The organism is Flavobacterium muglaense (genome assembly GCF_014305155.1).
Lineage (GTDB): Bacteria > Bacteroidota > Bacteroidia > Flavobacteriales > Flavobacteriaceae > Flavobacterium > Flavobacterium muglaense.
Genome location: NZ_JACRUK010000005.1, coordinates 14606 through 39753 on the forward strand (window position 1 = coordinate 14606; position 25148 = coordinate 39753).

Genomic DNA, 25148 nt, shown 5'->3' on the forward strand with positions numbered 1-25148 from the left:
GTTAACTTTCCTAATAACTAGTTTGTTATTTTGTGTGCATACTTAAAATTTAACATTATAACTAATATATAGGATTGTGTTATAAAATTTTATTGCTTCGTTTTTTTGACTGCCGTTTGCAAGAGATATTTTTAAGTTTCCATTCTTCATTTCGGCACCTAAACCGAGGCCTGTACTTAGTAATTTTTGGTTTTTGGTGGTTGAGGAATTCGCGAAGGGGTTTTTTAATATGCTGTAATCTAGTATAGTATGTATGTATAGGGATGTTGTTAGTAAATAGCGGTATTCTGTCGCTAGTGTTGTGGAGTAGGATGCTTGAAGGGAGTTTTCGTTGAATCCACGAATGCTGTTTATGCCGCCAAATCTTTGTAATTCGTTGATGGTGTATGTTTTGCTTTTTAAATAGTAAGTAAGTAAATGTGTATTAAAGTAGTTTTTTTTATTTATGTTAAAATTATGTTGACAATCAATTTGTAGGAATGTTTGTTTCGGGTATGGGTTGGTGTTGTCTTTGCCTGTGTTTGTTCGCGTACCTGTGCCGGTTTTGATAGATAGATTGGTTTTTTTTTGGAAAATAGTGTTGTTCTCGTTTTTGGTATAGGTTAAGTTCACTGTGTAGAAAGCGTTTTTGTAGTCAGAGATTGTTGTGCTGTTTGTGTTTTGTATGTCGCTCGATGTTGTGGATTGTTTTCCTATTAGAATGCTTGTTTTTGGATTTAGTAGGTATCCGAGTTCAAAACTTGTTTTCGTATTTTGAAAGATGCTGTCTTGTTTAAAAATTTCAATTTGGCTATGCAGGCTTAACGGGATGTTAAATAAGTAAGGTATTTGAACGTTGGTTCGAAAAGTGGTTTGCTTGTTGTTGTCGTTCTTCCAAAATAACGTCAGTTGTTCTCCTGCTAGTAAAATGTTTTCTAGTTTTAGATCAAGATAGCCGTTAAGTGTTAGTTTGTTTTGTTTGTCAGTATTAAAGCCGATGTATCCGTCAAAATTGTTTGACTTTCTTTTTTTAAGGTAAATAAAAACTTTGGTGGAGTCTGTGGTGAATAGTATTTCGGGATATTTTGTTTGTGTTGCGTAGGAGATGCTTTCGAAATCTTTGTATATTATGCTTGCGGTTTTTTGATTGTAAATTTGCTTGCTGTATTTTTTTTTAATTTGTGTTAAAAAGCCTTTTGGTAGAAAGTGCTTGTTGTTAGCGTAGTTTATGGTGATGTCGTCTATTTTTCTTTGTTTTTCGGTCTTGAATAGGAGTTGTGCATGTAGAGTTTCGTTTGCTGTGTAGATCTTGGTTAGTTTTAGGGTGGTGAATGCGTATCCGTTTTTTTCTAAATATTGAATTTGATTATTGAGGAAAGTTTCTAGTGCAGCGTATGGTAGTTCTATTTCTGTTTGATCGGGGGCGTAGGATAGTTTTTCTTTGAAGTTTGTCGCGTCTTTTATGTTGATGATTGCTTTTTTTATTTGCTTCCGGAGTGATAATGTTCCGGTGTATAATGAGTCGTTGGTTTTTGTGATTGCGATTGTTTGAGTGTTTATAAATCCTTTTTTGGTTAATTTTTCTACAGTATTTTTTATTTCGTTTTCTATGGATTTAGTGTTTAAGTGATTTTTATTGTAGAGGGTGGAGTCTATTGTTTGGGTTTCATAGGTTGATTTTCCTATCAGGTTTAGTTGTATGGATTGGCTATAGCAGGTGATGCTTGTTATTAATAGTAATAGGTATAGTAGGGCTTGTTTCAATGGGTTTGTTTTTTGTGATAAAAGTAATATAAAATTCTAAGTCTTTGCTGTAGAATTAATAGGGAGAAATAATCTTATTGAAAATTAATGAATTAACGTTTGTAGAGTGAAAAATAATTTATACATTTGCAACCCCGTAAAAAGCGGGAATTAAATATACATAATAAATTTTTAGTATTAATTATGCCAACAATTCAACAATTAGTAAGAACAGGAAGAACTCAGATAACTAAGAAGAGTAAATCGGTTGCTTTAGATTCTTGTCCTCAAAGAAGAGGGGTTTGTACGCGTGTTTACACTACAACACCAAAAAAACCAAACTCTGCAATGCGTAAAGTAGCGCGTGTACGTTTGACAAATGGTAATGAAGTAAATGCCTACATCCCTGGTGAAGGACACAATTTACAAGAGCACTCGATAGTATTAGTTAGGGGTGGAAGGGTAAAAGATTTACCAGGAGTTAGATATCACATCGTTCGTGGTGCACTTGATACGTCAGGAGTAGCAGGAAGAACGCAAAGAAGATCTAAGTACGGAGCAAAACGCCCAAAAGAAGCAAAAAAGTAATTTAAAGACTTATGTTTATGGAGACGCGAGTAATCGTGTCTAGATAAGTATGAATTTTTATTAAAAAAAAGACATGAGAAAAAGAGCGGCAAAGAAAAGACCACTTTTACCAGATCCAAGGTTTAACGACCAATTGGTAACACGTTTTGTGAACAACTTAATGTGGGATGGTAAGAAATCAACAGCTTTTAAAGTTTTTTATGATGCAATTGACATTATAGAGGCTAAGAAGCAAGATGCAGAGAAACCATCATTAGAAATTTGGAAAGATGCTTTAACTAATGTTATGCCTCACGTAGAAGTACGTAGTCGTAGAGTTGGTGGAGCTACATTTCAAATTCCAATGCAAATTCGTCCAGATAGAAAGATTTCTATGGCGATGAAATGGTTAATTCTTTATTCAAGAAGAAGAAACGAAAAATCAATGGCTCAAAGGTTAGCTTCAGAATGTTTAGCTGCGGCTAAAGAAGAAGGAGCTGCTGTAAAGAAAAGAATGGATACTCACAAAATGGCAGAAGCTAATAAAGCTTTCTCTCACTTTAGATTTTAATTCTAAGAAATGGCTAGAGAACTTAAATATACAAGAAACATAGGAATTGCTGCTCATATTGATGCTGGTAAAACAACAACTACTGAGCGTATATTATTCTATACTGGAAAATCACACAAAATTGGTGAAGTACACGATGGTGCTGCAACAATGGACTGGATGGCACAAGAGCAAGAAAGAGGTATTACAATTACTTCTGCTGCTACTACTTGTGAATGGAATTTCCCAACGACACAAGGTAAGATTTTACCTGAAACGTTACCTTATCACTTTAATATCATTGATACTCCAGGACACGTTGACTTTACAGTTGAAGTAAACCGTTCTTTACGTGTACTTGATGGATTAGTATTCTTGTTTAGTGCTGTTGATGGTGTTGAGCCTCAATCAGAAACTAACTGGAGGTTAGCTGATCAATATAGAGTTCCTCGTATTGGTTTTGTTAATAAAATGGATAGACAAGGTTCTAACTTTTTGATGGTTTGTCAACAAGTAAGAGATATGTTAAAATCAAATGCAGTTGCGATCACTTTGCCAATTGGTGAAGAAAATGATTTCAGAGGTGTTGTGGATTTAGTAAGAAACCAAGCTATTGTTTGGGATGATGCTGGAATGGGGGCGACCTATGAAGTTGTTGATATTCCTGCTGATATGGTTGATGAAGTAAAAGAATACAGAGATATTCTTATCGAAGCAGTAGCTGATTATGATGAGAATTTACTTGATAAGTACATGGAAAATCCAGATTCTATCACAGAAGAAGAGATTAACATTGCTTTAAGAGCTGCTGTAATGGATATGGCTATCATTCCTATGATTGCTGGTTCATCTTTCAAAAACAAAGGAGTTCAATTCATGTTAGATGCTGTATGTAAATACTTGCCATCTCCAATGGATAAAGAAGGTATTGAAGGGATTCATCCTGATGATGCTGAACTTTTAGAAGAAGATCAAACTAAAATATTACGTAAACCAGATGTAAAAGAGCCTTTCGCTGCTTTAGCATTTAAAATTGCTACTGACCCATTCGTAGGTCGTTTAGCTTTCTTCCGTGCTTATTCAGGACGTTTAGATGCTGGTTCTTATGTATTAAATACTCGTTCTGGTAACAAAGAAAGAATTTCTCGTATCTACCAAATGCATGCAAACAAACAAAACCCAATCGATTATATCGAAGCTGGGGATATTGGAGCAGCAGTTGGATTTAAAGATATTAAAACTGGAGATACATTGTGTGATGAAAAACACCCAATTATTCTTGAGTCTATGAAATTCCCTGCGCCGGTAATTGGTATAGCTATTGAGCCTAAAACTAAGGCTGACGTAGATAAAATGGGTATGGCTTTGGCTAAATTAGCTGAAGAAGATCCTACGTTTACAGTTAGAACAGATGAAGCTTCTGGCCAAACTATTATCTCAGGAATGGGAGAGTTGCACTTAGATATTCTTGTAGATAGAATGCGTCGTGAATTTAAAGTTGAAGTGAACCAAGGTGAGCCTCAAGTTGAATACAAAGAAGCATTTACAAGAAGTGCTCAACATAGAGAAACGTACAAGAAACAATCTGGAGGTCGTGGTAAATTCGGTGATATCGTATTTGTTCTCGAGCCTGCTGATGAAGTTGATGGTAAAGCTCCAGTTGGATTGCAATTTGTTAACTCTGTAAAAGGGGGTAACGTTCCTAAAGAATATATTCCTTCTGTAGAGAAAGGATTTAGAGAAGCTATGAAAACTGGTCCTTTAGCCGGGTACCAAGTGGATAGCTTGAAAGTAACTTTGTTAGATGGATCTTTCCACCCTGTGGATTCTGATGCGCTTTCTTTTGAGTTAGCAGCTAGAATGGGATATAGAGAAGTGGCTAAAGCTGCAGGTGCTGTTATTCTTGAGCCAATCATGAAAATGGAGGTTATTACACCAGAAGAAAACATGGGGGATATCGTAGGTGATATCAACCGTCGTAGAGGTCAGGTTAATGATATGGGAGATAGAAATGGTGCTAAAACTATTAAGGCTGATGTGCCGTTATCTGAAATGTTTGGATATGTTACAACTTTAAGAACTTTGTCTTCAGGTCGTGCAACTTCAACAATGGAATTTTCACACTACGCAGAAACGCCTTCTAATATTTCAGAAGCAGTAATCAAAAAAGCAAAAGGAAACGCTTAATTTTAAGAAAATGAGTCAAAAAATCAGAATAAAACTAAAATCTTACGATCACATGTTAGTAGACAAGTCTGCTGAGAAGATTGTAAAAACAGTTAAAACTACTGGTGCAGTTGTTACAGGGCCAATCCCGTTGCCAACTCACAAAAAACTTTTTACAGTGCTACGTTCTCCGCACGTTAATAAAAAAGCGAGAGAGCAATTTGAAGTAATGTCATATAAGCGATTAATTGATATTTATTCATCTTCATCTAAAACTATTGATGCTTTAATGAAATTAGAATTGCCTAGTGGAGTTGAAGTAGAGATTAAAGTTTAGTTTCTAACAAGAGAAAATTAAGAGCACTTTGTTTAAGTGAAAACTTTTTTTGGATTGTGTGTAAATAAGTTATACTTTTGCACCACTTTAAAAATAAGGGTTCGCTTAAATGATGTGTTCTATTTTTATATTTAATAATTAATAATTAATATTTATGTCTGGGTTAATTGGTAGAAAAATCGGCATGACTAGCATTTTCGACGAAAACGGGAAGAATATTCCTTGTACAGTAATCGAAGCGGGTCCATGTGTTGTTACCCAAGTCAGAACCAAAGGTGTTGACGGGTACGAAGCGTTGCAATTGGGTTTCGATGACAAAAACGAGAAACATTCCACAAAAGCGGCTTTAGGTCACTTTAAAAAAGCGGGAACTGTAGCTAAGAAAAAAGTCGTTGAATTTCAAAATTTTGCAACAGAACAAAAATTAGGGGATCTTATTGATGTTTCTATGTTTGTTGAAGGAGAATTTGTAGATGTACAAGGTGTGTCTAAAGGTAAAGGTTTTCAAGGGGTTGTAAAACGTCACGGATTTGGTGGTGTTGGTCAAGCAACTCACGGTCAACACAACCGTTTAAGAGCGCCAGGTTCTGTAGGAGCTTCATCTTATCCATCTAGAGTATTCAAAGGAATGCGTATGGCTGGACGTATGGGAGGCGAAAATGTAAACGTTCAAAACCTTAGAGTTTTAAAAGTAGTTACTGAGAAGAATCTACTTGTGATCAAAGGATGTGTTCCTGGTCATAATAACTCTTATGTAATCATTCACAAGTAATGGAAGTAAAAGTATTAGATTTCAACGGAAAAGATACTGGAAGAAAAGTTCAACTTTCTGATTCAGTATTCGCAATTGAACCAAATAATCACGCTGTATACCTTGATGTTAAGCAATATTTAGCTAATCAAAGACAAGGAACGCACAAGGCTAAAGAAAGAGCTGAAGTTGCAGGAAGTACACGTAAGATTAAAAAACAAAAAGGAACTGGTACTGCTCGTGCGGGTAGTGCAAAGAATCCATTGTTTAAAGGTGGAGGAACAGTTTTTGGACCTAGACCAAGAAGTTATTCATTCAAATTGAATAAGAACTTGAAACGTTTGGCAAGAAAATCTGCGTTCTCAATGAAAGCAAAAGAATCAAATATTATCGTTCTTGAGGACTTTAGTTTTGAGACTCCAAACACTAAAAATTTCATTAATGTTTTGAAAGCTTTAGAGTTAGATAATAAAAAATCTCTTTTTGTGTTGGGCGATACGAATAAAAACGTATATTTGTCATCACGAAATTTAAAGGGCTCTAATGTAGTAAGTAGCTTAGAATTAAGCACTTACGCTATATTAAATGCTAATAACTTAGTTCTTTTAGAGAGTTCTTTAGAGATAATTGAAGAAAATTTAAGCAAATAATAGGATATGAGCATCATAATTAAACCTATAGTAACGGAAAAAGTAACCAAAGAAAGTGAAGTTTTAAATCGCTTCGGATTCGTTGTTAACAAAAAAGCAAATAAAGTTGAGATCAAAAAAGCTGTTGAAGCTGCTTATGGTGTGACTATTTTGAGTGTTAACACGATGAACGTAAGACCAGATAGAACTACAAAATACACTAAAAGTGGTTTAATTACTGGAAAAACAAATGCAATCAAAAAAGCAATTGTTCAAGTAAAAGAAGGAGAAACAATTGATTTTTACAACAATATCTAAGATAGAAAAATGTCAGTAAGAAAATTAAAACCTATTACCCCAGGTCAGCGATTTAGAGTTGTGAATGGTTATGACGCCATTACAACTGATAAGCCGGAACGCTCTTTGATAGCGCCGATAAAAAACTCTGGAGGTAGAAATAGTCAAGGAAAGATGACCATGCGTTATACGGGTGGTGGTCACAAGCAGAGATATCGTATCATTGATTTTAAACGTACAAAAGATGGAATTTCAGCTACGGTTAAGTCAATTGAATATGATCCAAATCGTACTGCATTTATCGCTTTATTAGCTTATGCTGATGGTGAGAAAACTTATGTAATTGCACAAAATGGATTGAAAGTTGGTCAGAAATTAGTTTCTGGTCCAGAATCTCAGCCAGAAATTGGAAATACAATGCCTTTAAGTAGAGTTCCACTTGGAACTGTAATTTCTTGTATTGAATTGAGACCAGGTCAAGGAGCGGTAATTGCTCGTTCAGCTGGAACATTTGCTCAGTTAATGGCAAGAGATGGAAAATATGCTACAATTAAAATGCCTTCAGGGGAAACAAGATTAATCTTGTTAACTTGTTCTGCTACAATTGGAGCTGTTTCTAATTCAGACCACCAATTAGTTGTATCTGGTAAAGCAGGTAGAACACGATGGTTAGGTAGAAGACCTAGAACAAGACCTGTAGCGATGAACCCTGTCGATCACCCAATGGGTGGTGGTGAAGGACGTTCTTCTGGTGGACATCCACGTTCAAGAAATGGAATACCAGCAAAAGGTTATAGAACTCGTTCTAAGAAAAACCCGAGTAACAAGTATATCGTAGAACGTAGAAAGAAATAATAAGATATGGCACGTTCATTAAAAAAAGGACCTTTCGTTCATTATAAGTTAGACAAGAAAGTTCAAGAAAACATCGCTGGTGGAAATAAAGGAGTAGTAAAGACTTGGTCTAGAGCTTCTATGATTACTCCAGACTTCGTTGGACAAACTATCGCAGTTCATAACGGTCGTCAATTTGTACCAGTTTACGTAACAGAAAACATGGTAGGTCACAAATTAGGAGAATTTTCACCAACTAGATCTTTTAGAGGTCATGCTGGAGCAAAAAATAAAGGTAAAAAATAAGAAGCAATGGGAGTTCGTAAAAGAGAAACAGCAGATGCGAGAAAAGAGGCTAATAAGTCTATTGCTTTCGCAAAATTGAATAACTGCCCTACTTCACCTAGAAAAATGCGCTTAGTAGCGGACTTGGTAAGAGGTCAGAAGGTAGAGAGAGCATTAAACATTCTTAGATTTAGTTCTAAAGAAGCTTCAAGAAAATTAGAAAAATTGGTTTTGTCTGCAATCAACAATTGGGAGCAAAAAAACCCTGAAGCTAGTTTAGAAGAAGCAGGTTTATTTGTTAAAACGATTACAGTAGATGGTGGAATGATGTTGAAAAGACTTCGTCCAGCTCCACAAGGTCGTGCACACAGAATTAGAAAACGTTCTAATCACGTAACAATCGTGCTTGGATCTATTAATAACACACAAGCAATTTAATACAAGATGGGACAAAAGACAAATCCAATTGGAAATAGACTTGGTATCATCAGAGGATGGGACTCAAACTGGTATGGTGGAAATGATTATGGTGATAAACTTGCCGAAGATCACAAAATCAGAAAGTACATCCATGCTCGTTTATCAAAAGCTAGTGTATCAAAAGTAATCATCGAGAGAACTTTGAAACTTGTAACCGTTACTATCACTACTGCTAGACCTGGTATCATTATCGGAAAAGGTGGACAAGAGGTAGACAAGTTGAAAGAAGAGCTTAAGAAAATTACTGACAAAGAGGTTCAAATCAACATCTTTGAAATTAAAAGACCTGAACTTGACGCGTATCTAGTTGCTACAAGCATCTGTCGTCAAATCGAAAGCCGTATTTCTTACAGACGTGCAATCAAAATGGCTATTGCTGCTTCTATGCGTATGAACGCTGAAGGTATCAAAGTTTTGATTTCTGGTCGTTTGAATGGTGCTGAGATGGCACGTTCAGAAGGTTTCAAAGAAGGAAGAGTTCCTTTATCAACTTTCAGAGCCGATATTGATTATGCATTAGCTGAAGCGCATACTACTTATGGTAGAATGGGTATCAAAGTGTGGATCATGAAAGGTGAAGTTTACGGAAAGAGAGATCTTTCTCCGCTTGCTGGAATGGACAAGAAACAATCTGGCGGAAAAGGTGGAGATTCTCCTCGTGGGAAATCTAACTTTAATAAAGGTGGAAAACCAGACGCTCGTAAAAGAAAGTAATTTTTAAATTAAAGAAAAATGTTACAGCCTAAAAGAACAAAATACCGTAAGGTACAAAAAGGTAAAATGAAAGGGAACTCTGGAAGAGGGCATGAACTTTCTAATGGAATGTTTGGTATTAAATCTGTACATGAAGATGGAATGTTTTTAACTTCTCGTCAAATTGAAGCAGCTCGTATTGCTGCTACACGTTTCATGAAAAGAGAGGGACAATTATGGATCAAAATATTTCCAGACAAACCAATTACTAAGAAGCCTCTTGAGGTACGTATGGGTAAAGGTAAAGGAGCAGTTGAGTATTGGGCTGCCGTTGTTAAACCCGGAAGAATTATGTTTGAAGTTGGTGGAGTACCTTTGTCAGTTGCAAAAGAGGCGTTACGTCTTGCAGCTCAAAAGCTTCCAGTAAAAACTAAATTCGTTGTTGCTAGAGATTTCGAAGCATAATCTATATTATATTATGAAACAATCAGAAATAAAAGATCTTTCTGCAGCGGAGTTGCAAGAAAAACTTAGTCAAACTAAGAAGGCATATGCCGACCTAAAAATGGCTCACGCTATTTCTCCAATTGAGAATCCACTTCAAATTAGAGGTGTAAGAAGAACAGTTGCAAGATTAGCTACAGAACTTACAAAAAGAGAGTTACAATAATTGTAATCTGCTGAAAGATGGAAGAAAAAAGAAATTTAAGAAAAGAGAGAATTGGTGTTGTAACTTCAGACAAAATGGATAAATCTATTGTTGTTGCAGAAGTACGTAAAGTAAAACACCCATTATACGGTAAGTTCGTGTTGAAAACAAAGAAATATGTTGCACACGACGAAACAAACGACTGTAACATTGGAGATACTGTAAGAATTAGCGAAACGCGTCCTTTAAGTAAATCAAAATGTTGGAGATTAGTTGAAATCCTAGAAAGAGCTAAATAATTATGGTACAACAAGAATCAAGACTAAAAGTAGCAGATAACACTGGAGCAAAGGAAGTTTTAACTATCCGTGTTTTAGGAGGTACCAAAAGAAGGTATGCCTCTGTTGGTGACAAGATTGTAGTTTCTATCAAAGATACAACTCCAAACGGAAGCGTTAAAAAAGGAGCTGTTTCAACTGCAGTTGTTGTACGTACCAGAAAAGAAGTGAGAAGAGCCGATGGTTCTTATATCCGTTTCGATGACAATGCATGTGTTCTTTTGAACGCGGCAGGGGAAATGAGAGGAACTCGTGTTTTTGGACCGGTAGCAAGAGAACTTCGTGAAAAACAATTCATGAAAATTGTATCATTAGCACCAGAAGTGCTTTAATTCGTTTTAAGATGATAAAGCTAAAAATAAAAACAGGTGACATCGTAAGAGTAATTGCTGGAGACCATAAAGGTGAAGAAGGTAAAGTATTACGTGTTGACCGTGAGAAAAACAAAGCGATCGTTGAAGGTGTAAACATGGTTTCAAAACATACGAAACCAAGTGCAAAAAGCCCTCAAGGTGGTATTGTGAAAAAAGAAGCTTCTATTCAAATATCTAATATCTCTCTAATTGATCCTAAAACAAAGGAAGCAACTAGAACAGGAGTTAGAGTTGAAGGAGATAAGAAAGTAAGATTTTCAAAAAAATCTAATCAAGTACTATAGTAATGGCATATACACCTAGACTAAAAGAAGAATATAAGAGTAGAGTTATCTCTGCTCTTACAGAAGAGTACGGATATGTAAACGTAATGCAAGTTCCTAAATTGGAGAAAATCGTTTTAAGCCGTGGAGTTGGAGCAGCAGTTTCTGATAAAAAATTAATTGACTATGCAGTTGATGAATTAACAAAGATAACTGGACAAAAAGCAGTATCGACTATTTCTAAGAAAGACGTTGCGTCTTTTAAATTAAGAAAAGGGATGCCAATTGGAGCTAAAGTTACTTTACGTGGAGAAAGAATGTATGAGTTTTTAGATAGACTTATTACTTCAGCTTTACCACGTGTGAGAGACTTTAGTGGGATTAAAGCTACAGGTTTTGATGGAAGAGGAAATTATAACCTTGGAGTATTAGAGCAGATCATTTTTCCAGAAATTGACATTGATAAAGTAAACAAGATTTCAGGAATGGATATTACTTTTGTTACTACTGCTCAGACAGATAAAGAAGCAAAATCGTTATTGACTGAATTGGGATTACCTTTTAAAAAGAATTAAGATATGGCTAAAGAATCAATGAAAGCCCGTGAGGTTAAGAGAGAAAAAACGGTAGCAAAATACGCTGAGAAAAGAAAAGCTTTGTTAGAAGCTGGAGATTTCGTAGGTTTGCAAAAGTTACCGAAAAATGCTTCGCCAGTTCGTTTGCATAATAGATGTAAATTAACAGGTAGACCAAGAGGGTATATGCGTCAATTCGGTATTTCACGTGTAACATTCCGTGAGATGGCTAACAATGGATTGATTCCAGGTGTTAAAAAAGCATCTTGGTAAAAAATTGAGTTTTAATTGGTTAAAGGTTTTTCAGAAGGTCTGAAGAAAACCATAACCGCAAATATGTACATATGTATACAGATCCTATTGCAGATTATTTGACTAGAGTTCGTAACGCTGTGGCTGCAAACCACAAAGTTGTTGAAATTCCTGCATCTAATCTAAAAAAAGAAATAACTAAGATCTTATTTGATCAAGGTTATATCTTAAGTTACAAATTTGAAGACAACGCTGTTCAGGGTTCGATCAAAATTGCTTTGAAGTATGATAAAGATACTAAAGAGTCAGTAATTAAAGATATCCAAAGAATTAGTAAACCAGGTTTACGTAAATATTCAAGTTCAGCTTCTATTCCAAGAATCCTTAACGGATTAGGAATTGCTATCGTTTCTACATCAAAAGGTTTGATGACTGGAAAGAAAGCCAAACAACTTAATGTTGGTGGAGAAGTAATTTGTTACGTATACTAATAAAAAGACTATAAGATGTCAAGAATAGGTAAAAATCCAATTGTAATCCCTGCTGGTGTAACTGTAGAAGTTAAAGACGGTATTATTACAGTTAAAGGAAAAAATGGTCAACTAACACAGGAATTCTCAGAAGTTACTGTAACAGTTGAAGACGGTCAAGTTCAAGTAGACAGATCGTCTGATCACAAAGACCACAGAGCAAAACACGGTTTATATAGATCTTTAATCAATAACATGATTATCGGTGTAACTGACGGGTTTACAAAATCATTAGAATTGGTAGGAGTTGGTTATAGAGCTTCAAATCAAGGACAAAAATTAGATTTAGCTCTTGGTTTCTCACATAATATTGTTTTAGAAGTAGCTGCTGAAGTAGTTGTGGAAACAATATCTGAGAAAGGTAAGAACCCAATTGTTAAACTAACATCGTTTGACAAACAACTTTTAGGTCAAGTTGCGGCAAAAATTAGAGGTTTCCGTAAGCCTGAGCCGTACAAAGGAAAAGGTGTTAAATTTGTAGGTGAAGTATTAAGAAGAAAAGCAGGTAAATCAGCTTAAAAAATAAGATTATGTCATTAACAAAACCTGAAAGAAGACAACGAATTAGATTCAGAATTAGAAAAACGATTAGTGGTACTGCTACTAATCCAAGACTTTCTGTATTTAGAAGTAACAAAGAAATTTACGCTCAACTTATTGATGATGTAAACGGAGTTACTTTATTGGCTGCTTCTTCAAGAGAAAAAGAAATAGGTAAAGGTACGAACATTGAAGTTGCAACAGCAGTTGGAAAACTTGTTGCAGAGAAAGCTTTAAAAGCTGGGATAGATGTAGTAACGTTCGATAGAGGAGGTTATTTATATCACGGTCGTATTAAATCATTAGCAGAAGGCGCGAGAGCGGCTGGGCTTAAATTCTAATAGTATGTCTAATAGTAAATACAAGAATGTAGAGTTAGTAAAGCCTAGTGGTCTTGAATTAAAAGATCGTTTGGTAAGTGTAAATCGTGTTACTAAGGTTACAAAAGGAGGTAGAGCATTTGGTTTTTCTGCTATTGTAGTTGTAGGTGATGAAAATGGTGTTGTTGGACACGGATTAGGAAAATCTAAAGATGTTTCTGAAGCAATCGCTAAGGCGGTAGAAGATGCTAAGAAAAATTTAGTAAAGATTCCTTTGAATGGTCAATCAGTACCTCACGAACAAAAAGGTAAATTTGGTGGTGCACGTGTGTTTTTAATTCCTGCCTCTCATGGTACAGGAGTTATTGCTGGTGGAGCTGTTCGTTCAGTTCTTGAGTCAGTAGGTATACACGATGTATTATCTAAATCTCAAGGATCATCAAATCCTCACAACGTAGTAAAAGCAACTTTTGATGCTTTATTACAAATGAGAAGTGCTTATACTGTTGCAAAACAAAGAGGGCTTTCTTTAGAAAAAGTTTTTAAAGGTTAATTCAAGGAAATTATGGCTAAATTATTAGTAAAACAAGTTAGAAGTAAAATCAACTGTCCACTTGATCAAAAAAGAGGATTAGAGGCTTTAGGTCTACGTAAAATGGGTCAAGTTGTAGAACATGATTCAAACCCTGCAATCCTTGGGATGATAAACAAAGTTAAACACTTAGTTTCTGTCGAAGAAGCTAAATAACAAATACTGTTATGAATTTAAGTAACTTACAACCAGCTGAAGGGTCAACGCACAATCAAAATAAAAGATTAGGTAGAGGAGAAGGTTCTGGAAAAGGTGGTACTTCTGCAAGAGGTCACAAAGGAGCAAAATCTCGTTCTGGTTATTCTAAAAAGATTGGTTTTGAAGGAGGGCAAATGCCACTTCAAAGACGTGTACCTAAGTTTGGTTTTACAAACATCAATCGTAAAGAATACGAAGGTGTGAATCTAGATACTCTTCAATTATTGGTAGATAATGGGATTATTACTGATGCTGTCGATATGACAACATACGTAGCAAACCGTTTGGCTACTAAAAATGAGATCGTTAAGATTTTAGGAAGAGGAGAATTGAAAGCAAAATTAAAAGTAACTGCTCACAAATTTACTGCTACTGCAAAAGCTGCTATTGAAGCTGCTGGTGGAGAAGCTGTAACAATATAATTTTTCAATTTATGAAGAAATTTATTGAATCAATAAGTAATGTTTGGAAAATCGAGGAACTAAAAAACAGAATCCTAATTACATTAGGTCTGCTTTTAGTTTATCGTTTTGGAGCACACGTTACGCTTCCGGGAATAGATGCGACACAATTAAATAGTTTAGCAGGTCAAACCAAAAGTGGTATTGGATCTATTCTAGATATGTTTACTGGTGGAGCGTTTTCTAAAGCGTCTGTTTTTGCTTTAGGAATTATGCCTTATATCTCGGCATCTATTGTGGTTCAGCTGATGGGAATTGCTATTCCTTATTTGCAAAAGCTGCAAAGCGATGGAGAGAGTGGTAGAAAAAAGATAAATCAGATCACGCGTTGGTTAACTATAGTTATTACTTTAGTTCAAGGGCCTACGTATATCTACAATCTTTATAGAACTTTACCTGGTAGTGCATTTTTATTAGGGTTTAATTCTTTTGAATTCTTATTTTCTTCAGTAATTATCTTAGTTACAGGTACAATTTTTGCCATGTGGTTAGGAGAAAAGATCACTGATAAAGGAATTGGAAATGGTATTTCTCTTTTAATTATGGTTGGTATACTTGCTAGATTTCCTCAAGCATTTATTCAAGAATTTACAACCAGGGTTACAAATAACAACGGAGGACCAATGTTATTGGTTATCGAAATTATTATTTGGTTATTGGTTATTATTGCTTGTGTTTTATTAACTATGGCAATTAGAAAAATACCAGTTCAGTATGCTCGTCGTACTACATCAGGAGATTATGAACAAGATTTAATGGGTGGTAATAGACAATGGATTCCTTTGAAGTTAAACGCTTCAGGAGTTATGCCTATCATCTTTGCTCAAGCGATTATGTTTATCCCTGCTGCTGTTGCTGGGTTATCAAAGTCTGACGCTTCACAATCTATTGTGGGTGCTTTTAGTAATATGTTCGGTTTTTGGTATAACTTTGTATTCGCAACATTGATTGTTGTGTTCACTTATTTTTATACTGCTATTACTGTTCCTACTAATAAAATGTCTGATGATTTGAAAAGAAGTGGTGGTTTTATTCCAGGTGTTAGACCAGGGGTTGAAACTTCTGATTTTCTTGACAAAATAATGTCATTGATAACTTTCCCAGGATCTTTATTTCTTGCTTTGATAGCTGTGTTCCCAGCGATTGTTGTAAGTCTTATGGATGTTCAACAATCTTGGGCAATGTTTTTTGGGGGTACCTCGTTAATCATTATGGTTGGTGTTGCAATCGATACAATTCAGCAAATTAATTCATATTTGTTAAACAAACATTATGATGGTTTAATGAAAAGTGGAAAAAATAGAAAAGCAGTAGCTTAATTTTATGGCAAAACAATCAGCAATAGAACAAGACGGATCAATAATTGAAGCATTATCAAATGCGATGTTCCGTGTAGAATTAGAGAATGGACATATTGTTATTGCTCATATATCTGGAAAAATGCGTATGCATTATATCAAGTTATTACCTGGTGATAAAGTGAAACTAGAAATGAGCCCTTACGATTTGTCAAAGGCAAGAATTACTTATAGATATTAAAGGATATTCACAATGAAAGTTAGAGCATCAGTAAAAAAGAGAAGTCCCGAGTGCAAAATTGTGCGTAGAAAAGGGAGATTGTACGTTATAAACAAAAAGAATCCTAGATTTAAACAAAGACAAGGATAGTTATGGCAAGAATAGCAGGGGTAGATATCCCAAAAAATAAGAGAGGTGTTATAGCACTTACCTATATCTTCGGATTAGGAAATAGTAGAGCTATTGAGATTTTAGAAAAAGCTCAAGTAAGCCAAGATAAAAAAGTTCAAGACTGGAATGATGACGAGATCGGAGCAATTCGTGAGGCGGTATCTGTTTTCAAAATTGAAGGAGAATTACGTTCTGAAGTTTCTTTAAACATCAAACGTTTAATGGATATTGGTTGTTATAGAGGTATTCGTCATAGAACTGGTCTTCCTTTAAGAGGGCAAAGAACTAAGAATAACTCTAGAACTAGAAAAGGTAAAAGAAAAACTGTTGCAAACAAGAAAAAAGCAACTAAATAATAAGTAATATGGCTAAAGCAACTGCAAAAAAACGTAAAGTTATCGTTGAATCAACGGGAGAAGCTCATATTTCTGCTACCTTCAATAACATCATCATTTCTTTGACAAACAAAAAAGGTGAAGTTATTTCTTGGTCTTCAGCTGGTAAAATGGGTTTTAGAGGTTCTAAAAAGAATACTCCATACGCAGCCCAAATGGCAGCAGAAGATTGTAGTAAAGTAGCTCTTGAAGCAGGACTTAAAAAAGTGAAAGTTTATGTTAAAGGACCAGGAAACGGACGTGAGTCTGCTATCCGTTCTTTGCACAACGGTGGAATTGAAGTTACAGAGATTATCGATGTTACTCCAATGCCTCACAATGGATGTCGTCCTCCAAAAAGACGTAGAGTTTAATAATATATTTAAGTATAACTAGGTAGAATATACGATTATCGAAGGATATGACCTGAATTCATAATCTCTACCTTAAATAAATTTTTTAGAAATGGCAAGATATACTGGTCCAAAAACTAGAATTGCTCGTAAATTTGGCGAAGCAATATTCGGAGATGATAAATCTTTCGAGAAAAGAAATTACCCACCTGGACAACACGGGATGGCTAAAAAAAGAGGTAAAAAATCTGAATATGCTATCCAGTTAATGGAGAAACAAAAAGCTAAATATTCTTATGGAATATTAGAAAAGCAATTTAGAGGTTTATTTAAAAAAGCATCAGCTACTAAAGGTGTTACTGGTGAAGTTCTTTTACAATTGTGTGAAGCAAGATTAGATAACGTTGTTTTTAGAATGGGTATTGCTCCTTCTAGAAGAGGTGCTAGACAGTTAGTTTCTCACAGACATATCACTGTTAATGGTGATGTTGTAAATATTGCTTCTTACCACCTTAAGCCAGGTGATAAAGTTGCTGTTCGTGAAAAATCTAAATCATTAGAAGCTATCGAACGTTCTTTATCTAATTCAAGTCATGTTTATGAGTGGATTACTTGGAATAATGACGTTAAAGAAGGTACTTTTGTTACTGTACCAGCTAGACTTCAAATTCCAGAAAACATTAAAGAACAATTAATCGTAGAGTTGTACAACAAATAATAATTGACTTAGTCGAAATTTATGGCAATATTTAATTTTCAGAAGCCCGATAAAGTTATCATGATCGATTCAACCGATTTTGAAGGTAAGTTTGAATTCAGACCTTTAGAACCAGGATACGGATTGACCGTTGGTAATGCACTTAGAAGAGTTTTGCTTTCAGCATTAGAAGGTTATGCAATTACATCTGTCCGCATTGAAGGTGTAGATCATGAGTTTTCTACTATCTCAGGAGTTGTTGAAGACGTTACCGAAATTATTCTTAATCTTAAACAAGTACGTTTTAAACGTCAAATTGAAGATATAGATAATGAAGCAGTTACTATTTCTGTTTCGGGTAAAGATCAATTAACGGCAGGTGATTTTCAAAAGTTTATCTCAGGTTTCCAAGTTCTGAATCCAGAACTAGTGATCTGTAATTTAGACAGTAAGATCAAACTGAATTTTGATTTAACAATCGAAAAAGGTAGAGGATATGTTCCTGCTGAAGAGAACAAAAAACAGAATGCTGCAATTGGAACCATTTTTACAGATTCAATTTTTACTCCGGTAAAAAATGTAAAATATGCAATTGAAAACTTCCGTGTAGAGCAAAAAACAGATTATGAGAAATTAGTTTTTGAAATTAAAACTGATGGATCTATTAATCCTAAAGATGCACTTACAGAGGCTGCCAAAGTTTTAATTCACCATTTCATGTTGTTTTCTGACGAAAGAATTACACTTGAGGCTGATGAGATCGCACAGACAGAATCGTATGATGAAGAATCATTGCATATGAGACAATTGCTTAAAACTAAGCTTGTCGATATGGATTTATCTGTAAGAGCATTAAATTGTTTGAAAGCGGCTGAAGTTGATACACTTGGTGATTTAGTATCGTTCAATAAAAATGACCTAATGAAATTCCGTAATTTTGGTAAAAAATCTTTAACTGAGCTAGATGAACTTGTAGCTGTTAAGAATTTGAACTTCGGTATGGACTTAGCGAAATACAAACTAGATAAAGAATAAATTACTCATATTTTGCTCTCCATAGAGGATAGTAGCAAGATGAGGGTTTAAAAACACACGTCATGAGACACGGAAAAAAATTCAATCACTTAAGCAGACAGACTGCGCATAGAAAATCTATGTTAGCTAATATGGCTTGTTCTCTTATTGAGCACAAACGTATTAATACTACTGTTGCTAAAGCAAAAGCGCTTAAACAATTTGTTGAGCCTTTAATAACAAAATCAAAATCAGATACTACTCATAACCGTCGTATCGTTTTTGCTTATTTACGTAGCAAATATGCCGTAACTGATTTATTCAGAGACGTAGCTGCTAAAGTAGGAGACCGTCCAGGTGGATACACTCGTATCATTAAAGTTGGAAATCGTTTAGGAGATAATGCTGATATGGCAATGATCGAATTAGTAGATTTCAATGAACTTTACAATGGTGGTAAAAAAGAAGTTAAGAAAGCTAAAAGCCGTCGTGGTGGAAAAGCTAAAAAAGGAGATGAAGCTACTGAAGCTCCAGCTGCTGAGACTGAAACATCTACTGACGCTGCTGAATAGTTATGAAAATAATCATTCAATAAAATTAAGGATAAGCTATTTATAGTTTATCCTTTTTTTTTGTTTTTACTAATTTATAAAATAATTGAAGTATGATGATATATAAACTTTATGTGGGTATATGTTCTTGTTGGTGTTTTTCTATTTTGGCTCAAGATACAAACAATTTAGGTAATAAAACTGCAATGAGGGCTTTTGATAGTGAAATTAGTATTGGTAAATCAGGTTTGTGGGTTCCTAAAGTGGCCAGTAGTAATACTGTTTCAGGCTCCGTTTATTTATTTGATAATTGGATTGGTTTATATACTGTTGTTGGGAAGAATCATAATACTACACAGATTTTAAATTTAAATTACAACCTACAAACTAAAAATTTAGAATCTTCAGTAGGGAAAGATTCGATATTTCAATACGATTTGGGTGAAATAGATCTTGTGAAGGAAGGTCAGACTGTTTATAAGGTGGTTCGTAATGAACAAGTTAATGGTTTGTTTGTAGAATTGTATGCTGGTAGTCGTTTTCAGATCTATAAAGAGATGCAATTAGGTATTAAAAAAGGTGCTTTTGATCGCCTAACTCAAGCTAAGGTCGATGATGACAGGTATGTTCAGGTGCCTGTGTATTATGTTGTTCAGGCTGGTGTTTTTCAAAGAGAAAAGATGTCAAAAAAATTAATTTTAAAATTAGTTCAAGATAAAAAAGAAGCAGTAAGTAAGTATGCTTCTCAGTATGATTTAAGTTATACTAACGACGCGGACTTATCCCGAATTTTGATTTATTATTCAAGTTTGTAAGGTGCGGTTTTAGTTGAAAGTTATGATTGTTGTAACTTTTTTGCGCGATAATACAATTTAAAAGTTTGCATCCATTGTTTTATTAATTTAAATTTGCACAATATTTAACTACACATGAATTATCGGTTTTCGATTTCATGAAAATATAAAAAATAACCAATGAAATATACAACACGACAAAGTGCTATCCTTTTATTAAGTGATGGTACTATTTTTCACGGAAAGTCTATTGGAATTAGCGGAACTACATTTGGAGAGGTTTGTTTTAATACAGGAATGACTGGTTATCAAGAGATTTTTACTGACCCGTCCTATTTTGGACAAATTATGGTTGCGACCAATCCGCATATTGGTAATTATGGGGTAAATGATAAAGAAGTCGAATCAGATGGGATTAAGATAGCAGGTTTGGTTTGTAAAAACTTCAGTTTCAACTATTCTCGTGAAGATGCTTCTCAAAGTTTAGAGGATTATTTTATAAAAGAAAACCTTATTTGCATCTCTGATGTTGATACAAGAGCATTGGTTAGTTATATTAGAGATAATGGAGCTATGAATGCGGTTATATGTACTGATGGGACTGCTGTAGCAGATTTAAAGTTGGCTTTGGCTAATGTTCCTGATATGAAAGGTTTGGAATTAGCTTCAAAGGTGTCGACTTCAACTCCATATTTTTATGGTGATGAGAATGCGACTTATAAGATATCTGCTTTAGATTTAGGGATTAAAACTAATATTCTTCGAAATTTAGCTAAGAGAGATTGCTATATCAAGGTTTTTCCTTTTGATTCAAGTTATGAAGATATGGCTTCTTTTGAACCAAACGGGTATTTTCTTTCTAATGGGCCAGGAGATCCAGAACCATTAGCTAGTGCTATAGCAGTAGCTAAAAACATTTTGGCAAATGATAAGCCGTTGTTTGGTATCTGTTTAGGACACCAAGTTATAGGTTTGGCAAATGGTATTTCTACTTATAAAATGTTTAACGGGCACAGGGGGATAAATCATCCTGTTAAGAATTTAGTTTCTGGTAAAGGGGAGATAACTTCGCAAAATCATGGTTTTGCTGTAAGCAAGGAAGAATTGGAGTTGAATGCTGATCTTGAGATTACGCATTTACATTTGAATGATGGTACTGTAGCCGGGATGCGAATGAAAAATAAAAAATGTTTCTCAGTTCAGTATCACCCTGAAGCTAGTCCAGGGCCTCATGACTCTTCGTATCTTTTTGATCAGTTTGTCGATTTGTTAAAGTAAAATTATATTTTAAGGGAACTATTTGTTTTAAATAGCTCCCTTTTTTTTAGGTTATATTGTCATATTTGTAATGTTTGGGTATTTTATTTAAAGGTTCTGTATTTGTTATAAGTTCATTAAAATTGATCCGAAATGAGTGATAGTTTTTGCAAAATCAGTATTTGTTGATTTTTATTGAATAATTATAACGTTTTCGTTAATAACATTCATAATTTTCATTATATCATTACAAAAGATAGAATATATTTGTAATTAAAAATTTAAAATTAAAGTAATATGAGTATTATCATTAAAATTCACGCAAGACAAATTTTCGATTCAAGAGGTAATCCTACTATCGAAGTAGATGTAATAACTGACAATGGTGTTTTAGGAAGAGCAGCGGTTCCATCTGGCGCTTCTACTGGAGAGCATGAAGCAGTTGAATTACGTGACGGTGGAAAAGCTTTTCTAGGAAAAGGAGTTTTAAATGCAGTGAAAAATGTTAATACAATCATTGCCGAAGAATTAGTTGGTACGTCTGTTTTTGAACAAAACTTGATCGATCAAACCATGATTGATTTAGACGGTACTCCAAATAAATCAAATTTAGGGGCTAACGCGATTTTAGGAGTTTCTCTTGCTGTTGCAAAAGCTGCTGCTAATGAACTTGGTTTGCCTTTGTACAGATATGTTGGAGGAGTTTCGGCTAATACGTTACCAGTTCCAATGATGAATATCATCAATGGAGGTTCGCACTCTGATGCGCCTATTGCATTTCAAGAATTTATGATTTTCCCTGTAAAGGCAACTTCTTTTACGCATGCTATGCAAATGGGTACAGAGATTTTTCATAGTCTTAAAAAAGTATTGCATGACAGAGGTTTGAGTACTGCTGTGGGTGATGAAGGTGGTTTTGCACCTAATTTACCTGGAGGGACTGAGGATGCATTAGATACTATTAAAAAGGCAGTTGAGAATGCTGGTTATACTTTTGGTGACGAAATTATGATTGCTTTAGATTGTGCTGCTGCTGAGTTTTATGTAGACGGTAAATATGATTATTCTAAATTCGAAGGTGCAACAGGAAAAGTAAGATCTTCTGCAGAACAAGTTGATTATTTAGCCGAATTGGCTGCTAAGTATCCAATTATTTCTATCGAAGATGGTATGGATGAGAATGACTGGGATGGTTGGAAATTATTGACGGAGAAAATCGGTGATAAAGTACAATTAGTTGGAGATGATTTGTTTGTTACTAATGTAACGCGTCTTTCTACAGGTATTCAAAAAGGGATTGCAAATTCAATTTTGATTAAAGTAAACCAAATTGGTACTTTGACAGAAACTATTGCTGCTGTAAACATGGCTAAAAATGCTGGTTATACATCTGTAATGTCACATCGTTCTGGCGAAACTGAAGATAATACTATTGCCGATTTAGCAGTTGCTTTAAATTGTGGTCAAATTAAAACAGGTTCAGCTTCAAGATCTGACCGTATGGCTAAGTACAATCAATTATTACGAATTGAAGAAGAGCTTGGTAATACAGCATATTTCCCTGGAATTAATGCTTTTAAAATCAAATAATATTTTTGTATTGTTAGTATATAAAGCCATCCTTTTAATAAGGATGGCTTTTTTTATTAAATTTAACATTATCATTGTGTTTTTCTCTTTTTATTTAATGTTATTATCCTTAGATTTGGTAAATTATTAAATGTAAAGATTTATTTCCAAAATATTATGTCAAAAACAGCTATATTAGAATTTGATGGTAAAAAGTATGAGTTTCCTGTAGTTAAAGGGAGCGAAAATGAAGAAGCTATCGATATTAACAAATTACGTGATTTAACAGGAGCTATAACTTTAGATCCAGGTTACAAAAATTCAGGTTCATGTACAAGTAAAATCACTTTCCTTGATGGAGAGCTAGGTATTTTACGTTACAGAGGATATTCAATTGAAGACTTAGCAGAGAAAGCAGACTTCTTAGAAGTTTCTTTCCTATTGATCTTTGGTGAATTGCCTACGGCTGCTCAATTGAAGCAGTTTGAGGTGGATATTAGAAAGCACACATTGGTGAACGAAGAGATGAAAAACATCATCGATGGTTTCCCAAGAACAGCCCATCCTATGGGAGTTTTAGCTGCTCTAACAAGTGCTTTAACAGCTTTTAATCCTAAGTCGGTAAATGTAGATAATGAAAAAGAAATGTACCATGCAGTTTGTAAAACTATGGGTAAATTTTTAGTAATTGCTACTTGGACGTATAGAAAAAGTATGGGGTATCCTTTGAATTATTACGATAATACGAAAGGATATGTTGAAAATTTCATGCGTTTAATGTTTGAATTGCCTACTGAGCCTTACAAGCCTAATCCAATTGTGATTGATGCATTAGATAAATTGTTTATTCTGCATGCTGATCATGAGCAAAACTGTTCTACTTCAACAGTAAGAATGGTTGGTTCTTCTCATGCTGGATTATTTGCTTCGATCTCTGCGGGAGTTTCGGCATTATGGGGGCCTCTTCATGGTGGAGCAAACCAAGCGGTACTTGAAATGTTAGAAGAAATTCACGCAAATGGTGGAGATACTGATGCTTATTTGGCGAAAGCCAAAGATAAAAATGATCCATTCCGTTTAATGGGATTTGGTCATAGAGTATACAAGAACTTTGATCCACGTGCAAAAATCATTAAAAAAGCGGCAAATGAAGTGTTAGCTACTTTAGGAGTTGATGATCCAATTCTTGAAATTGCTAAAAAATTAGAAGCTGCTGCTCTAGAAGATGAGTACTTCAAAGCAAGAAATTTATATCCTAATGTTGATTTCTATTCTGGAATTATTTACAGAGCACTTGGGATTCCTACTGATATGTTTACTGTAATGTTTGCAATTGGTAGATTACCAGGATGGATCGCACAATGGAAAGAAATGCGCGAAAATAAAGAACCAATAGGGCGACCTAGACAAATTTATACTGGTGAATCCTTAAGGGATTTCAAAAAGCCAGAATAATAAAAACAACTAAAAAGCTTCACTATCTAGTGAGGCTTTTTTTTATCTTTGTAAAAATAATAAAATAACGTATGCTAGAGTTAAATGTAAATAACGAGACTTCAAGGTTAAGAGCTGTCGTTTTAGGGTCGGCAGTTAATAATGGGCCTAGCCCAACAATTGACGAAGCATATGATCCTAAGTCCTTAGAACATATTTTGGCCGGTTCCTACCCAATCGAGCGTGATATGGTGGATGAGATGGAAGCGTTTAACGCAGTTTTGAAGAAATATAATGTTACTGTTTTTAGACCTGAGTTAATTGAAAATTACAATCAGATTTTTTCACGTGATATAGGATTTGTAATTGATGATGTTTTTATCAAAGCTAATATTTTGCCAGATAGAGAACGGGAATTAGACGCGATTCAATATGTGATTGATACTATGAATCCTGCCAAGGTTGTGCGTCCTCCTGAGGAGGTGCATATTGAAGGTGGTGATGTTATGCTGTGGAATGATTATATTTTTGTAGGAACTTATAAAGGGAGCGATTATAAAGATTATATGACCGCGCGTACCAATATGAAAGGGGTACAGTTTATTAAAGATTTGTTTCCAAATAAGATTGTCAAAGAGTTCGATTTAGTAAAGTCAAAATTAGAAGCGAGAGACAATGCCTTGCACTTGGATTGTTGTTTTCAACCAGTGGGCATAAATAAAGGGATTATCTATAAAAGTGGTTTTCGTGAAGAGGCTGATTATTTGTATTTGGTAAACCTGTTTGGTAAAGATAATTTGTTTCATATCACAAGGGACGAAATGTACAATATGAATTCGAATGTCTTTTCAATTGATACAAACGTTGTTGTGTCTGAAAGAAATTTCACGAGATTGAACAATTGGCTGCGTTCAAATGACTTTATTGTTGAAGAAATTCCTTATGCCGAAATTTCAAAACAAGAAGGTTTGCTACGTTGTTCTACCTTACCATTGATAAGAGACTAGATTATA

The 25148-nt window shown here is 34.7% G+C and carries 38 protein-coding genes; 37 read left to right on the plus strand and 1 reads right to left on the minus strand.

Annotation, left to right across the window (positions count from 1 at the left end; genetic code table 11):
* Nucleotides 1-42: 42 nt before the first annotated feature.
* Nucleotides 43-1743: a BamA/TamA family outer membrane protein gene (locus H8R24_RS03550; protein ID WP_187017203.1), complete on the minus strand. Its 1701-nt coding sequence runs from the start codon at nucleotides 1741-1743 to the stop codon at nucleotides 43-45.
* 183 nt (nucleotides 1744-1926) lie between these two features.
* On the opposite strand from H8R24_RS03550, the gene rpsL reads away from it, so the two are divergent.
* The 37 genes from rpsL (at nucleotide 1927) to H8R24_RS03735 (ending at nucleotide 25142) form a co-directional block, all read left to right on the plus strand.
* On the plus strand, nucleotides 1927-2310 hold the full coding sequence (gene rpsL, locus H8R24_RS03555; RefSeq protein WP_007136570.1) for a 30S ribosomal protein S12: 384 nt from the start codon (nucleotides 1927-1929) through the stop codon (nucleotides 2308-2310).
* A 73-nt stretch (nucleotides 2311-2383) separates the two neighbouring features.
* On the plus strand, nucleotides 2384-2860 hold the full coding sequence (rpsG, locus tag H8R24_RS03560) for a 30S ribosomal protein S7 (RefSeq protein ID WP_026707019.1): 477 nt from the start codon (nucleotides 2384-2386) through the stop codon (nucleotides 2858-2860).
* A gap of 9 nt (nucleotides 2861-2869) precedes the next feature.
* Nucleotides 2870-5026 carry an elongation factor G gene (gene fusA, locus H8R24_RS03565; protein ID WP_187017204.1) on the plus strand — a complete coding sequence of 719 codons (2157 nt, stop codon included), beginning with the start codon at nucleotides 2870-2872 and terminating at the stop codon, nucleotides 5024-5026.
* A 10-nt stretch (nucleotides 5027-5036) separates the two neighbouring features.
* Complete coding sequence (rpsJ, locus tag H8R24_RS03570; protein ID WP_007803605.1) at nucleotides 5037-5342, plus strand: 30S ribosomal protein S10; 306 nt, start codon at nucleotides 5037-5039, stop codon at nucleotides 5340-5342.
* Nucleotides 5343-5496: 154 nt separating this feature from the next.
* Nucleotides 5497-6114, plus strand: a complete 618-nt coding sequence (gene rplC / locus H8R24_RS03575) for a 50S ribosomal protein L3 (protein WP_187017205.1) — start codon at nucleotides 5497-5499, stop codon at nucleotides 6112-6114.
* Nucleotides 6114-6743: a 50S ribosomal protein L4 gene (rplD, locus tag H8R24_RS03580; protein ID WP_187017206.1), complete on the plus strand. Its 630-nt coding sequence runs from the start codon at nucleotides 6114-6116 to the stop codon at nucleotides 6741-6743. The genes rplC and rplD overlap by 1 nt, the downstream gene beginning before the upstream one ends.
* A gap of 6 nt (nucleotides 6744-6749) precedes the next feature.
* Nucleotides 6750-7040: a 50S ribosomal protein L23 gene (rplW, locus tag H8R24_RS03585; protein ID WP_026707015.1), complete on the plus strand. Its 291-nt coding sequence runs from the start codon at nucleotides 6750-6752 to the stop codon at nucleotides 7038-7040.
* Nucleotides 7041-7049: 9 nt separating this feature from the next.
* The gene (gene rplB / locus H8R24_RS03590) at nucleotides 7050-7874 is read left to right on the plus strand and encodes a 50S ribosomal protein L2 (RefSeq protein WP_187017207.1); all 825 of its coding nucleotides are present in this window, start codon (nucleotides 7050-7052) and stop codon (nucleotides 7872-7874) included.
* Nucleotides 7875-7880: 6 nt separating this feature from the next.
* On the plus strand, nucleotides 7881-8159 hold the full coding sequence (gene rpsS / locus H8R24_RS03595) for a 30S ribosomal protein S19 (RefSeq protein WP_007136562.1): 279 nt from the start codon (nucleotides 7881-7883) through the stop codon (nucleotides 8157-8159).
* Between the two features lie 6 nt (nucleotides 8160-8165).
* The gene (gene rplV, locus H8R24_RS03600; RefSeq protein WP_187017208.1) at nucleotides 8166-8576 is read left to right on the plus strand and encodes a 50S ribosomal protein L22; all 411 of its coding nucleotides are present in this window, start codon (nucleotides 8166-8168) and stop codon (nucleotides 8574-8576) included.
* A 6-nt stretch (nucleotides 8577-8582) separates the two neighbouring features.
* Entirely contained in the window at nucleotides 8583-9332 is a 750-nt protein-coding gene (gene rpsC, locus H8R24_RS03605) for a 30S ribosomal protein S3 (RefSeq protein ID WP_026707012.1), read from the plus strand.
* A gap of 18 nt (nucleotides 9333-9350) precedes the next feature.
* A complete protein-coding gene (gene rplP / locus H8R24_RS03610; RefSeq protein ID WP_016989325.1) occupies nucleotides 9351-9776 on the plus strand; it encodes a 50S ribosomal protein L16 in 426 nt (141 codons plus the stop codon).
* A 13-nt stretch (nucleotides 9777-9789) separates the two neighbouring features.
* Nucleotides 9790-9981, plus strand: a complete 192-nt coding sequence (rpmC, locus tag H8R24_RS03615) for a 50S ribosomal protein L29 (RefSeq protein ID WP_026707011.1) — start codon at nucleotides 9790-9792, stop codon at nucleotides 9979-9981.
* 17 nt (nucleotides 9982-9998) lie between these two features.
* Nucleotides 9999-10259: a 30S ribosomal protein S17 gene (gene rpsQ, locus H8R24_RS03620; protein WP_072945395.1), complete on the plus strand. Its 261-nt coding sequence runs from the start codon at nucleotides 9999-10001 to the stop codon at nucleotides 10257-10259.
* A 2-nt stretch (nucleotides 10260-10261) separates the two neighbouring features.
* Nucleotides 10262-10630 (plus strand): 50S ribosomal protein L14, encoded by a 369-nt coding sequence (gene rplN, locus H8R24_RS03625; protein ID WP_007136556.1) that lies wholly within the window; start codon nucleotides 10262-10264, stop codon nucleotides 10628-10630.
* Nucleotides 10631-10641: 11 nt separating this feature from the next.
* Nucleotides 10642-10956: a 50S ribosomal protein L24 gene (gene rplX, locus H8R24_RS03630; RefSeq protein ID WP_187017209.1), complete on the plus strand. Its 315-nt coding sequence runs from the start codon at nucleotides 10642-10644 to the stop codon at nucleotides 10954-10956.
* A gap of 2 nt (nucleotides 10957-10958) precedes the next feature.
* Nucleotides 10959-11510 (plus strand): 50S ribosomal protein L5, encoded by a 552-nt coding sequence (gene rplE / locus H8R24_RS03635; protein ID WP_026707008.1) that lies wholly within the window; start codon nucleotides 10959-10961, stop codon nucleotides 11508-11510.
* A gap of 3 nt (nucleotides 11511-11513) precedes the next feature.
* A complete protein-coding gene (rpsN, locus tag H8R24_RS03640) occupies nucleotides 11514-11783 on the plus strand; it encodes a 30S ribosomal protein S14 (RefSeq protein WP_026707007.1) in 270 nt (89 codons plus the stop codon).
* A 71-nt stretch (nucleotides 11784-11854) separates the two neighbouring features.
* Nucleotides 11855-12253 (plus strand): 30S ribosomal protein S8, encoded by a 399-nt coding sequence (gene rpsH / locus H8R24_RS03645; RefSeq protein ID WP_072945389.1) that lies wholly within the window; start codon nucleotides 11855-11857, stop codon nucleotides 12251-12253.
* A gap of 15 nt (nucleotides 12254-12268) precedes the next feature.
* Nucleotides 12269-12811: a 50S ribosomal protein L6 gene (gene rplF, locus H8R24_RS03650; protein ID WP_187017210.1), complete on the plus strand. Its 543-nt coding sequence runs from the start codon at nucleotides 12269-12271 to the stop codon at nucleotides 12809-12811.
* A gap of 11 nt (nucleotides 12812-12822) precedes the next feature.
* On the plus strand, nucleotides 12823-13173 hold the full coding sequence (gene rplR, locus H8R24_RS03655) for a 50S ribosomal protein L18 (protein ID WP_116761858.1): 351 nt from the start codon (nucleotides 12823-12825) through the stop codon (nucleotides 13171-13173).
* 4 nt (nucleotides 13174-13177) lie between these two features.
* Nucleotides 13178-13705: a 30S ribosomal protein S5 gene (rpsE, locus tag H8R24_RS03660; protein ID WP_187017211.1), complete on the plus strand. Its 528-nt coding sequence runs from the start codon at nucleotides 13178-13180 to the stop codon at nucleotides 13703-13705.
* 12 nt (nucleotides 13706-13717) lie between these two features.
* Nucleotides 13718-13900, plus strand: a complete 183-nt coding sequence (rpmD, locus tag H8R24_RS03665) for a 50S ribosomal protein L30 (RefSeq protein ID WP_026707002.1) — start codon at nucleotides 13718-13720, stop codon at nucleotides 13898-13900.
* 11 nt (nucleotides 13901-13911) lie between these two features.
* Nucleotides 13912-14364 carry a 50S ribosomal protein L15 gene (rplO, locus tag H8R24_RS03670; protein WP_187017212.1) on the plus strand — a complete coding sequence of 151 codons (453 nt, stop codon included), beginning with the start codon at nucleotides 13912-13914 and terminating at the stop codon, nucleotides 14362-14364.
* Between the two features lie 11 nt (nucleotides 14365-14375).
* A complete protein-coding gene (gene secY / locus H8R24_RS03675) occupies nucleotides 14376-15722 on the plus strand; it encodes a preprotein translocase subunit SecY (RefSeq protein ID WP_187017213.1) in 1347 nt (448 codons plus the stop codon).
* Nucleotides 15723-15726: 4 nt separating this feature from the next.
* A complete protein-coding gene (infA, locus tag H8R24_RS03680; protein ID WP_007136545.1) occupies nucleotides 15727-15942 on the plus strand; it encodes a translation initiation factor IF-1 in 216 nt (71 codons plus the stop codon).
* A 12-nt stretch (nucleotides 15943-15954) separates the two neighbouring features.
* Nucleotides 15955-16071, plus strand: coding sequence for a type B 50S ribosomal protein L36 (ykgO, locus tag H8R24_RS03685; protein WP_008992256.1), 117 nt, complete (start codon nucleotides 15955-15957; stop codon nucleotides 16069-16071).
* A gap of 2 nt (nucleotides 16072-16073) precedes the next feature.
* Nucleotides 16074-16448 (plus strand): 30S ribosomal protein S13, encoded by a 375-nt coding sequence (rpsM, locus tag H8R24_RS03690; protein WP_187017214.1) that lies wholly within the window; start codon nucleotides 16074-16076, stop codon nucleotides 16446-16448.
* Nucleotides 16449-16456: 8 nt separating this feature from the next.
* On the plus strand, nucleotides 16457-16840 hold the full coding sequence (rpsK, locus tag H8R24_RS03695; protein WP_024981527.1) for a 30S ribosomal protein S11: 384 nt from the start codon (nucleotides 16457-16459) through the stop codon (nucleotides 16838-16840).
* 91 nt (nucleotides 16841-16931) lie between these two features.
* Nucleotides 16932-17537, plus strand: coding sequence for a 30S ribosomal protein S4 (gene rpsD / locus H8R24_RS03700; protein ID WP_187017215.1), 606 nt, complete (start codon nucleotides 16932-16934; stop codon nucleotides 17535-17537).
* Nucleotides 17538-17558: 21 nt separating this feature from the next.
* Nucleotides 17559-18551, plus strand: coding sequence for a DNA-directed RNA polymerase subunit alpha (locus H8R24_RS03705; protein WP_066080995.1), 993 nt, complete (start codon nucleotides 17559-17561; stop codon nucleotides 18549-18551).
* Nucleotides 18552-18613: 62 nt separating this feature from the next.
* Nucleotides 18614-19102, plus strand: a complete 489-nt coding sequence (gene rplQ / locus H8R24_RS03710) for a 50S ribosomal protein L17 (protein WP_187017216.1) — start codon at nucleotides 18614-18616, stop codon at nucleotides 19100-19102.
* A 92-nt stretch (nucleotides 19103-19194) separates the two neighbouring features.
* Nucleotides 19195-19896, plus strand: coding sequence for a hypothetical protein (locus H8R24_RS03715; protein ID WP_187017217.1), 702 nt, complete (start codon nucleotides 19195-19197; stop codon nucleotides 19894-19896).
* A gap of 159 nt (nucleotides 19897-20055) precedes the next feature.
* Complete coding sequence (gene carA, locus H8R24_RS03720; RefSeq protein WP_187017218.1) at nucleotides 20056-21153, plus strand: glutamine-hydrolyzing carbamoyl-phosphate synthase small subunit; 1098 nt, start codon at nucleotides 20056-20058, stop codon at nucleotides 21151-21153.
* Between the two features lie 276 nt (nucleotides 21154-21429).
* On the plus strand, nucleotides 21430-22722 hold the full coding sequence (gene eno, locus H8R24_RS03725; RefSeq protein ID WP_187017219.1) for a phosphopyruvate hydratase: 1293 nt from the start codon (nucleotides 21430-21432) through the stop codon (nucleotides 22720-22722).
* Between the two features lie 156 nt (nucleotides 22723-22878).
* On the plus strand, nucleotides 22879-24156 hold the full coding sequence (locus H8R24_RS03730) for a citrate synthase (protein ID WP_187017220.1): 1278 nt from the start codon (nucleotides 22879-22881) through the stop codon (nucleotides 24154-24156).
* Nucleotides 24157-24227: 71 nt separating this feature from the next.
* On the plus strand, nucleotides 24228-25142 hold the full coding sequence (locus H8R24_RS03735) for a dimethylarginine dimethylaminohydrolase family protein (RefSeq protein WP_187017221.1): 915 nt from the start codon (nucleotides 24228-24230) through the stop codon (nucleotides 25140-25142).
* The last annotated feature ends 6 nt before the right edge of the window (nucleotides 25143-25148 follow it).